Source organism: Ignavibacteria bacterium (assembly GCA_017302895.1).
In the GTDB taxonomy this organism is placed as follows: domain Bacteria; phylum Bacteroidota; class Ignavibacteria; order Ignavibacteriales; family Ignavibacteriaceae; genus UTCHB3.
Genome location: JAFLBV010000001.1, coordinates 1,350,487 through 1,361,373 on the forward strand (window position 1 = coordinate 1,350,487; position 10,887 = coordinate 1,361,373).

A 10,887-nucleotide genomic window follows, 5' to 3' on the forward strand; every position below is an offset into this window, starting at 1 on the left:
TTTCTGTTATTTTTCAAATTATGGTCTGCGGATAAAAAGAATTTTAAATCAAACTGCAATATAATTATTTTGTAAGCTAAAAATTGAGAAGGAGTTCGGGCACCCCCCGTTCAGGTTCCTTTTATACTTTTATACCCGAAACATTATTGATATATTTCCCCGATTAAATTTTTAAATTAGAACGATCAATGATGTCCGGAACCAAAAACAGAAGTGCTGTATTATTGCTCCTGCCGTTGCTTTCACTGCTTTTCGCATCATGCAACAACTCAATTGTGAACCCCGTCGCTGAAGAATTACCAAACCGGAATGACACCGTCACTTCCCCGGGAATAGAGAATGTTTATCCTGTGCCATCAGAGCCTCAACTTGCCTGGCAGGATGCTGAACTTGTAATGTTCATTCATTACGGAATGAATACATTTACGGGCAAGGATATCGGAGAGGGGAACGAAAGTCCATCCCTTTTTAATCCGCCCAAAGTTGATGTGAAGCAATGGGTATCTGTTGCAAAAGCGGCAGGTTTCAAATATCTCATTCTTACTGCGAAACACCACGACGGATTTTGCATCTGGCAGACCGATTACACCGAACATTCCATTAAAAACAGTCCTTATCAGGTTGGAAGAGGGGACATAGTAAAGGAGTTTTCCGATGAGTGTGCCGCACAGGGAATGAAATTCGGCTACTATCTTTCGATGTGGGACAGGAACTCCCCACTCTACGGTACTCCCGCTTATAACGATTATTACAGAGATCAAACAAGAGAGCTTTGCACAAAATATGGTGAAGTAAACGAGATTTGGCTTGACGGATACCTGGGGAGGAATCCGGTAATTACACATCCGATGTTCGACTGGTTGAGTTTCGCCCAACTTTCGAAGGCACTTCAACCGAAGTCTCTAATGGCGATAATGGGCCCTGATATAAGATGGGTTGGTAACGAGGACGGTCTCGGGTCGGAAACCGACTGGTCATTCACTTATTCACATCCTGCACACCACGGAGTTTCAAATGTGGATGTCTGGTGGCCCACAGAATGTGATGTTTCGATAAGACCTGCCTGGTTTTACCATGATTATCAGGACAATGAAGTGAAATCTCCCGCCTACCTTGCCGATTTATACCTTAAGTCGGTTGGACGGAACAGTCAGCTTCTTCTAAATGTTCCTCCCACTCCTGATGGAGTCTTTCATGAGAATGATGTAAACAGTCTGCTCGGTTTTAGAAGAATTATCGATGATATATTCAGAACCAATCTTTTGCGGGGCGGAATTGCTTCAGCCAGTAATACCAGACTTGATGACACGCTTTTCTCACCTGCAATGGCAATCGACGGCAGCAGGGGTACTTTCTGGGTTACTGAAAGGGGAGTTGTGAGTGCTGACCTGACGGTGGATTTGGGGACTTCGAAGCGGATCAACTATTTTAGAATAGAGGAAGCTATAAGATACGGACAAAGAGTGAAGGGGTTCGAGATAGAGGGCTTCGTGAACGGTTCCTGGATTTTTCTCGCTGACGGGACTACCATTGGGAGGTCAAGAATACTAAAACTTGAGACTCCGGCAGAAGTAACCAAGGTAAGACTAAAAATTAAAGACGCACGGGGAGCCCCCGCAATCCGCCTTTTTGGTGCCTACTACTACGAAAATTAACTCTGTTTTAGAATATCTTCGAGAGCCTCGACAACATCGTTTACATCCTGATCCGTCAGTTTGGCAGAGAACGGAATTGAGAGGGTTCTTGCCGAAATGAAGTCAGAATTCGGGAAATCGCCGATTTTGTAGCCAAATTCCTGCTGATAGAACGGATGCCAGTTGAGTCCGAGGTAATGGACACCTGTTCCGATTTTCCTTTTGTGCATTTCGAAAATGAGCTGGTCACGGGTAACGGAGGTTTTTGTGTCGTCCACAAGTATAATGTAGAGGTGGAGTCCGTGCCGGGATTCCGGGTCTGCCGCAGCAGGAAGAATCAAGGGGAGATGCTTCAATCTTTCGTTGTAAGTGTTCCAGATTTCCTCTCTCCGCTGGTGTAGTCTTTCAACCTTCCGGAGCTGGTGAATTCCGAGGGAAGCCTGAATGTCGGTCATGTTATACTTGAAGCCGGGAAAAACCACCTGATAGTGTTTATAACCATCATCCGAGAACCGTTTCCACGCATCCTTGCTCATTCCGTGGAGAGCATAAATTTTTAATCTGTTCGCAATAGCTTCATTGTTTGTTACGATCATTCCGCCTTCGCCTGTGGTCAGATTTTTTGTTACATAGAAGCTGTAGCTTGAAATGTCGTCGAAGCAACCTATCTTTTTCCCTTTGAATTCTGTTTCTATCGCATGTGCGGTGTCATTGATGATATGGATACCGTATTCATGGGCAATTTCATAAAGCTTTTCCATGTCCACTGCTCTTCCGGCGAAGTGAACGGGGATTATTGCCTTGGTGCGGGAGGTTATCTTGCGTCTAACATCATCGAAATCGAGAGTCATTGTATCGCGGTCAACATCAGCGAAAACGGGTTTGGCACCTGAATGTATAACTGCATTGGCGGTTGCTGCGAAGGTAAGAGCCGGAACGATTACCTCGTCACCCTCTTTAATTCCGAGAGCCACTACACTAAGGTGGAGCCCTGCCGTGCAGCTTGCAACTGCTATTGCATACTTTGCACCGACATATTCTTTGAATTCTTCTTCAAACTGTGCAACTTTTGGACCCGTTCCAATCCAACCCGACTTTAATGTATTTACTACTTCGTCAATTTCTTCCTGTTCTATAACGGGACTGCCAAATACAAGATAGTTTTCTCTCATTTTCTCTGTGCTTTACAAATTTCGAATAAATTGAAACGACAAGTTAAGGAATTTTACGGTTTGAATTTGCACCATAAGAGGGGTGCAACACAAATCACAGGTCGAGTTTTTGGAAAATTTTCTCGGGAATCGATCTGACAACGAACATAATCAGTCGCCAGTAACCGGGTGTGTAAATCACCGGTTTCCTTGCTTTCCAGCCGTTGTAGATAAGTTTTGCGACCTGTTCCGGCTGTGCTGTCAGGGGTTTTGGAGTTTCGAGACCCTCTATCATTTTTGTATTCACAAATCCCGGTTGAACCGACATTACAAAAACGCCTTTTTTGTTGAGGCGTTGCCTCATACCTGAAAGATATGCAGTAAAGCCCGCTTTTGCTGCTCCGTAGATGTAGTTTTTCATTCTTCCGCGGTCACCTGCCACACTGGAAATGCCGATTATCGAGCCTTTTCCTTCAGCCTCGAAGTGGTTCGCTGCGATGTTCAGGATGCTTACGAGCCCGGTAAGATTAGTATCCAGAGTTTTCTGAGCTGCGGCAAAATCATTTTGAGCTTCTGTCTGGTCACCGAGAAGTCCCGCGGCGGTTATTACTATCGAAGGCTTCGGGTCGAGTTCGTCGAAAAAAGATTTGTGGGAGTTGTAGTCGAGCACATCAAAATGGAGGGCTTTGGCATCTGTGTTGTGTCTGATTGCAAGGTCGGAGGCCGTTTTTTTGAGGTCGTCCATGTTTCGCCCGGCGAGATAGAGACCATAGCAGGCTTTTGCAAATTCAGCAGCGGTAGCCTTGGCTATTCCACTTCCGGCACCTATGATTAGAACAAATTTCATGTCAACTCCAGCCTTTTTGATTGTGTAGATGCAAAGATATTTTGCGGGTCATATTTTCGTTTTATTTCGAGAAAGTCGTTCAGATGCGGATAACCCTTCTTAAAAACATCCGCTTTCAGGCGGGAATCCTTCGTAAAGTAGAATCTGCCGTCATATTTCAGGACAATTTCATCAAGTCTGGTGAGGAATTTCATCAGTCCCGGCATAATCGGAAAATCGAGAGCCAGGGTGTAACCCTCCATCGGGAAGGAGATCAGGGAATCCTGTCTGCCGAACAGTTTAAGTACGGCGAGGAACGAGCCTCTGCCTTCTTTAGCGATGGTCTGCAGCACTTCTGTCATCCCCTCAAAACTTTTGTTCAGCGGAAGTACGAACTGATATTGCAGGAAGCCTTTTTTGCCATAGATGCGGTTCCAGTTGTTCACGGAATCCAGAGGATAAAAGAAAGGATCAAGGTGGACTATGCCGTTTCCCTTCAGTTTGTTCATTTCATAATAAAGACCGTTGAACATTTTAACCGTCAGGGAGTTAAGCGAACCCGAGGGAAAATCAAAGGGGACTCCGAGCTTTCCTTTTCCGTGATACCAAAGCGGAATATCTTTGAAAACTGTCTCCTCAATGGTGGATAATGGTGCGTGTTCACCGAGATAAAGGATCGATTTTCCCAGATTTTTCCCTTTTGCCAGACAGTCGATCCACGCTACCGAATAAGTGAATTTCTTTGATTCGCTGAAAAGCTGCATCACTTTTTCAAGATTCTCAGCGGGAAGTGTCTCCTGCGAAATGAAGGAAGTCTCGATTTTCTTCAGCGCAAATTCCGCTTCGAGTATCACACCCGTAAGCCCCATACCGCCGATTGTAGCAAAAAAGAGATCCTCGTTTTGGGAGGGGGAGCAGAGCAGAACTTCACCCGAAGCCACCAGAATTTTCATCTCCCTTACCCAGTCGCCAAAAGAACCCTCTTTGTGGTGATTTTTACCGTGGACATCGGATGCAATTGCGCCGCCAACCGTTATATACTTTGTTCCGGGCGTAACAGGCAAAAACCACCCTTTTGGCACAAAAACCTCCAGAATGTCAGCAAACGAGACCCCGGCTTCACATTTCAGAACCCCCGCAGCCTCGTCAAAAGAGATAAAACGGTTGTAATCGACAGTCGAAATGATGTTCTCACCGAGGGAGCTGTCGCCGTAGGATCTGCCAAGACCCCGCGCAATTACAGGATTGAGGGATTTTACTCGTTGCCGGGCACGAACCTCGTCGGTCAGGTCATAAATTTCAGCTTCAACCGAGGGGAATCTGCCCCAGTTGGATATTTTTTGCTTTTTCATTTTACAATTGAACCGGTTGAAATAATCTCTTTTTGAACGATTCCAAATATAACTATTTTTTAGGGGATGATGGAGGGGGGAGGTGTGAGTGGTACGGAATGAAAATAAAGCTTTAACCGGCTTTAGAGATGTTTGGATATTCCAACAATATTCATAATTTAGCAGAATCTAAATTATTGAATTTTATTATGAACGAAGCTAAAACGCGCCAGGATATAATTGACCATCGGCTCGCCAAAGCCGGTTGGAATGTAAACAATCCTGCCCAAGTCAAAAGAGAACTGGATATAAAGATCAAAAGCCCGGATTCCGTACAGGAAGATGGGCATCTGTATGACGGGCATCGTTATGCTGACTATGCTCTTCTCGGTGATGACGGTTATCCTTTGGCGGTTGTTGAAGCAAAAAAATCCTCCCGTGATGCAAGAATTGGCCAGGAACAGGCTAAGCAATACGCAAAAAACATTCAGGCTCAACTAAAAGGTAGACTTCCGTTCGTTTTTTACACTAACGGCAATGACATCTATTTCTGGGATACCGAGAAATACCCCCCACGCAAAGTTTATGGATTCCCCACAAAAAAAGACCTCGAAAGGTTGATGTTCCTGCGGGAACATGAAAAACCTCTCTCCAAAGAACTTATCAATACTGAGATCAGTGGCAGACCATATCAAATTGAGGCGATCCGTTCTGTATTTGAAGGAATCGACCACGCAAGAAGGAAATTTCTTTTGGTGATGGCAACAGGTACCGGAAAAACCCGTACCTGTGTGTCGATGATTGATGTTCTCATGAGGACAAACAGGGTGCAAAGAGTTTTGTTTCTGGTTGACAGAATTGCCCTGATGAATCAGGCACTTGATGCGTTCAGGGAATATCTCCCCAATGCTCCCCTTTGGCCTCAGAGGGGTGAAACCAAATTTGTCACAAACCGGAGAGTTTATGTGACAACCTACCAGACAATGCTCAATATCATTGAAGATGACGATTACAGGCTGAGTCCCTTCTTTTTTGATTTGATTGTTGCCGACGAAAGTCACCGGTCGATTTACAATGTTTACAAAAACATATTCGATTATTTTGATGCCCTTCAAACTGGTTTAACGGCCACCCCAAAAGATGCTCTTGAACGGAATACATTTAAACTTTTTCAGTGTGAAGACGGACTCCCGACATTTGCGTATTCCTATGAAGAGGCATTAAAAAACAATCCTCCCTATCTCTGCGATTTTGAGGTTCTGAAAATCAGAACGAGATTCTTAAAAGAGGGGATCAGAAAAGAGACAATTTCGATTGAGGATCAAAAGCGATTACTCAAAGCCGGGAAAGAACCCGAGGAAATTAATTTCGAAGGTACCGAAATCGAGAAAAGTGTCACAAATCTTGGCACCAATACCCTGATTGTCAGGGAATTTATGGAAGAGTGTATAAAGGACGAAAGTGGAGTTCTTCCGGGGAAAACCATATTTTTTGCAATGACAATCGCACATGCCCAAAGACTTCGGGAAGTTTTTGATGACCTGTTTCCCGAGTATAAAGGGGAGATCGCAAAAGTAATTGTATCGGAGGACCCAAAGGTTTACGGCAAGGGGGGATTACTCGATCAATTTGTGAATAAAAACTTCCCCCGCATCGCAATCAGTGTTGATATGCTCGACACGGGTCTTGATGTCAGGGAACTGGTCAATCTTGTTTTTGCTAAACCTGTCTTTTCATACACCAAATTCTGGCAGATGATCGGACGGGGAACCCGCCTTCTCGAACCAAAAAAGATAAAACCCTGGTGTAAAACAAAAGATAAATTTTTGATAATCGACTGCTGGGGAAACTTTGACTATTTCATGATTGAACCCGGCGGGGTAACTGAGAAACCATCCATTCCGTTACCCGTCAGACTGTTTTTAACCCGGCTTCAAAAACTGACTTTGGCTCAGTCGTTAAAAAAGACCCCGGTCATTGAAGATTGCATAAACAGGCTGAAAGCTGAAATAGCCTCCTTGCCCCAAAACAATGTGGTGATCCTTGATGCAAAAACGAAACTTGACCGGATCGATGATAATTACTGGTCAGACCTGACAAAAGAAAAAACGGAGTTCCTGCAGAATGAGATAGCTCCTCTGATGCGTACCCGTTCGGGTGAAGATTTTGATGCAATGTATTTCGAATTGAAGGTGCTGTTATACTCAATCGCAAAAATTGATGAAAAGCAGGAAAAGAAGTTAAGGGAGAACCTGCTTTTGAGAACTTCAAATGCAATAATCGAAATGGTTGCTGATCTTCCTCTGAATGTAAATGTGGTGGCAAAAGAGAAGGATTTGATTAATTACGTCCTCACAGGCGGTTATCTGCAAAAAGGGGGTGAGCCTGAGTTAAACAACCTTGTTGAAAAACTGGGTCCCCTGATGAAGTTGCGTGACCCCGTAAAACAAAGCCAGGTGTCACTCGATCTGGAGGATGTTACACATGAGAAAGGATACATCAAGTTTGGTGCCGGACACGAAAGAATCACCGTGCAAAAATACCGTGACCGTGTGGAAGCTCTCATCAAAAACCTTGAACAAAAAAATGTCGTGCTTCGCAAAATCAAACTTGGTGAAAGCATAACGGATGAAGAATTAAACCAGCTCGCTGCCACCTTACAGGAAAATGATCCGTATCCCACTGAGGAAAATTTACAAAAGGCGTATGAAGCACGAAAAGTTAAATTTCTCGACCTGATAAAATATATCATGGGTGTCAGCGGACTGGTTACTTTCCCGCAAAAGGTAACAACCGCTTTTGACGGATTTATAGCCGAACACAATAATTTAACAACAAAACAGATTCAGTTTATTCAGACTCTTCAATCATTTATCATTGAAAATGGAGAACTAAGTAAAAAGGATCTGGTTTCCGAACCATTCACAAAATTCCACAATAACGGCTTTTTGGGGCTGTTTGATCATCAACTGCAACAGGAAATTTTACAATTAACGGACAGAATTTTAAACTATGCTTAATCAGACTCTAAAATCATCGATCAACCGTTTATGGGATAAACTTTGGAGCGGGGGAATTGCAAATCCTCTTACCGCAATTGAACAGATTTCATACCTGTTGTTTATGAAACGACTGGACGAACTTGATCTTAAAAAGAAACAGGATTCGGATTTTACGGGAGAATCTTATCAATCCCTTTTTGAAGGGGAAAAAGAGGTTCTGAGGTGGAGCCATTTTCGACAACTGGAGGGGGGAGAGATGCGCGATCACATTCAAAATAATGTCTTTCCGTTCCTCAAAAAACTGGGGAAAGATGATGCTCCATTTGCAAAATATATGACCAATGCTGTTTTTATCATTTCGAAACCCTCTCTCCTGGTTGAAGCTGTATCAATTATTGATGAAATTTTTGAAGAGATTTTAAAGCAACAGATGGAAGGGCAGGGCTTTCAGGATACACAGGGCGACCTCTACGAGTTTTTACTTTCCGAAATCACTACTGCGGGTAAACTGGGGCAGTTCAGAACCCCAAGGCATATTATTCAACTTATGTGTGAACTGGTAAACCCCAAGCTGGGTGACACCATCTGTGACCCCGCAGCGGGAACCGCCGGCTTTTTACTGGGGGCATATCAACATATCATCACACAATTTACGAGTGATCAGAATCGACAGGTTGATGAAAACGGCCTGGTGCGTGGACTGCTTGGCGACAAACTCACGGATGAAAGACAGTGGACTCATCTGAAGGAGAAGACTTTTTACGGATATGATGCCGATGAAAGCATGGTTCGCATCGCTTTAATGAATCTTATGATGCATGGCATCTCAAGTCCGAATATCGAGCAGAAGGATACACTTTCCAAATACTACAATGAGGACGGGATTTATGATGTTATCATGGCAAATCCGCCGTTTAAGGGGAGCATTGACAAGGGAGATATCAACGATTCCCTGTCGCTGCAAACCACAAAAACGGAGCTGCTGTTTTTGAACAGAATCATCAATTCCTTAAAAACCGGAGGCAGGGCAGGGGTAATTGTTCCTGACGGCGTTTTGTTCGGTTCGAGCAATGCCCACAAGCAGGCGAGAAAAATGCTCCTTGATGACTGTGAACTTCAGGGGATTATTTCGATGCCAAGTGGAATATTTAAGCCCTATGCGGGAGTGAGTACCGCCATTTTGGTTTTCGTTAAAGGCGGAACTACCGAAAAAGTGTGGTTTTACGATATGCAGGCTGACGGTTACAGTCTTGATGACAAAAGGAATAAAATTGATGCCAACGATCTGAGCGATATCGTTACAAAATGGAATTCAAGAACGGAACAAACAGAGAATGACAGAGGCAGTAAATTCTTCCATGTCGAAAAAACCGAAATTGAAAATAACGACCTCGATTTAAGCATCAACCGGTATAAGGTGGCAGAACATAAAGAGGTTGTGTATCAAGACCCGAAGGAAATCTTGGCTAAGATTGAGGCTCTTGAGGAGGAGATTGTTCTGGGGATTAATGAGTTGAAGGGGTTATGAGCTCAGATAGTCCAATAAAAAAAATAGGCGATATTTGTAAAGTGTTTAGCGGTGGAACGCCTCGCCGGGGTATTGATGGATATTATGGTGGTGATGTCCCATGGGCAAAAATTGGGGATATTGAAAATGCCGAGGGTGGTTATCTTTTCACCACTAAAGAATCAATAACCCAAGATGGTCTTAAATCCATCAACAACAAAATATTTAAAAAGGACACAATCTTTTTGGCACTCTATGGCTCTGTTGGTAAGACTGCGATTGCTGGTAGAGAGATGTCAACGAATCAAGCAATTTTGGGTCTTATTCCGAAAAATCCGGAAGTGCTATACTTTAAGTATTTAAAGTATTGGCTAGATTATTCAAAATCTGAACTTATCGGCTTAGCACGAGGAGTGGCTCTTCAAAATATATCTGCCACGATTGTGAAAGAATACCCGATTCCTCTCCCAACAATCGAAGAACAACACCGCATTGTAAAAATTCTTGATCTGGCTCAATCACTCATTGAAAAACGAAAACAAGCAATTTCATATTTGGATGACTATATAAAAGCAGTTTTCCTGGATATGTTTGGGGATCCGGTCAGTAATCCGAAGGGGTGGGAGAAAGTTAAATTTGAGGATATTTGCAAAATTGAGAAAGAACAAATATCTCCTATTAAAATTAAAAATAGTGACTATTATATTGGACTGGAAGATATTGAAAAGGAAACTGGAAGGATTATCAAAACTTCTTCATCCAATTCTGCTTTATTAAAAAGTACAAAATTCGTATTCACAAACGAAAATGTGCTTTATGGAAAACTTCGTCCTTATTTGAATAAAGTAGCACTACCCCAGCGTGAAGGCATTTGCTCAACAGATATTTTGCCGTTAATGCCTATAAAAGATAAATCACAAAAGCATTTTATTTGTTATTTGATTCGGTCCGATTATTTCGTATCACAAATGATAAAATGTACGGTAGGGGCAAATTTGCCTAGAGTAAATTCAAGGAGCTTGAATGAAACTTCTGTTTACTCTCCACCAATTGCATTGCAAAGTCAATTTTCAGAAATAGTTCAAAATACCGAATCGTTAAAACAAAAAATGCAAACCCAATTAAGAGAACTGCAAAACAATTTTCAGGCACAGCTTCAGAGGTCGTTTAGGGGGGGAGTAGAAGTTTAGAGATGTGGATTGGATTTTATTAGAATCGTTTCAAGTGAAGAAAGAGAAAATAAATTGGTTGAAGCTCAACTATTAAGATATCAACGAAACATCTTTAAATGGTATCCGTATTAATTAACTAACTATTCCACTTTTTGGTGACCAGGTAAAATATTACAATCCTGAAAGCAAGAGTTTTATGTTGAGCAAAGTACCAAGACCTTTTATAGAAAATATATATGCAGTACATGGGATATTTCTCAACTC

At 42.8% G+C, this 10,887-nt stretch carries 7 protein-coding genes; 4 read left to right on the forward strand and 3 right to left on the reverse strand.

The window, feature by feature from the left end:
* Positions 1 to 191: 191 nt before the first annotated feature.
* On the forward strand, positions 192 to 1,655 hold the full coding sequence (locus J0L60_05310) for an alpha-L-fucosidase (protein ID MBN8545537.1): 1,464 nt from the start codon (positions 192 to 194) through the stop codon (positions 1,653 to 1,655).
* On the opposite strand, the gene J0L60_05315 is transcribed toward J0L60_05310, so the two are convergent.
* The 3 genes from J0L60_05315 to J0L60_05325 all read right to left on the reverse strand — a co-directional run bounded on the left by J0L60_05315 (position 1,652) and on the right by J0L60_05325 (position 4,963).
* Positions 1,652 to 2,806, reverse strand: a complete 1,155-nt coding sequence (locus tag J0L60_05315) for a DegT/DnrJ/EryC1/StrS family aminotransferase (protein MBN8545538.1) — start codon at positions 2,804 to 2,806, stop codon at positions 1,652 to 1,654. The genes J0L60_05310 and J0L60_05315 overlap by 4 nt on opposite strands.
* Positions 2,807 to 2,900: 94 nt before the next feature.
* The gene (locus J0L60_05320; protein MBN8545539.1) at positions 2,901 to 3,632 is read right to left on the reverse strand and encodes an SDR family oxidoreductase; all 732 of its coding nucleotides are present in this window, start codon (positions 3,630 to 3,632) and stop codon (positions 2,901 to 2,903) included.
* Entirely contained in the window at positions 3,629 to 4,963 is a 1,335-nt protein-coding gene (locus J0L60_05325; GenBank protein MBN8545540.1) for an FAD-binding oxidoreductase, read from the reverse strand. Before J0L60_05325 ends, J0L60_05320 begins: the two co-directional genes overlap by 4 nt.
* 188 nt (positions 4,964 to 5,151) lie before the next feature.
* Between J0L60_05325 and J0L60_05330 the strand changes: the two genes are divergently transcribed.
* Genes J0L60_05330 through J0L60_05340 form a run of 3 tightly spaced genes read left to right on the forward strand, consistent with a single transcriptional unit; the run spans position 5,152 to position 10,641 of the window.
* Positions 5,152 to 7,962, forward strand: a complete 2,811-nt coding sequence (locus tag J0L60_05330) for a DEAD/DEAH box helicase family protein (protein MBN8545541.1) — start codon at positions 5,152 to 5,154, stop codon at positions 7,960 to 7,962.
* Entirely contained in the window at positions 7,955 to 9,472 is a 1,518-nt protein-coding gene (locus tag J0L60_05335) for an SAM-dependent DNA methyltransferase (GenBank protein MBN8545542.1), read from the forward strand. The genes J0L60_05330 and J0L60_05335 overlap by 8 nt, the downstream gene beginning before the upstream one ends.
* On the forward strand, positions 9,469 to 10,641 hold the full coding sequence (locus J0L60_05340) for a restriction endonuclease subunit S (GenBank protein ID MBN8545543.1): 1,173 nt from the start codon (positions 9,469 to 9,471) through the stop codon (positions 10,639 to 10,641). The genes J0L60_05335 and J0L60_05340 overlap by 4 nt, the downstream gene beginning before the upstream one ends.
* Positions 10,642 to 10,887 lie beyond the last annotated feature (246 nt).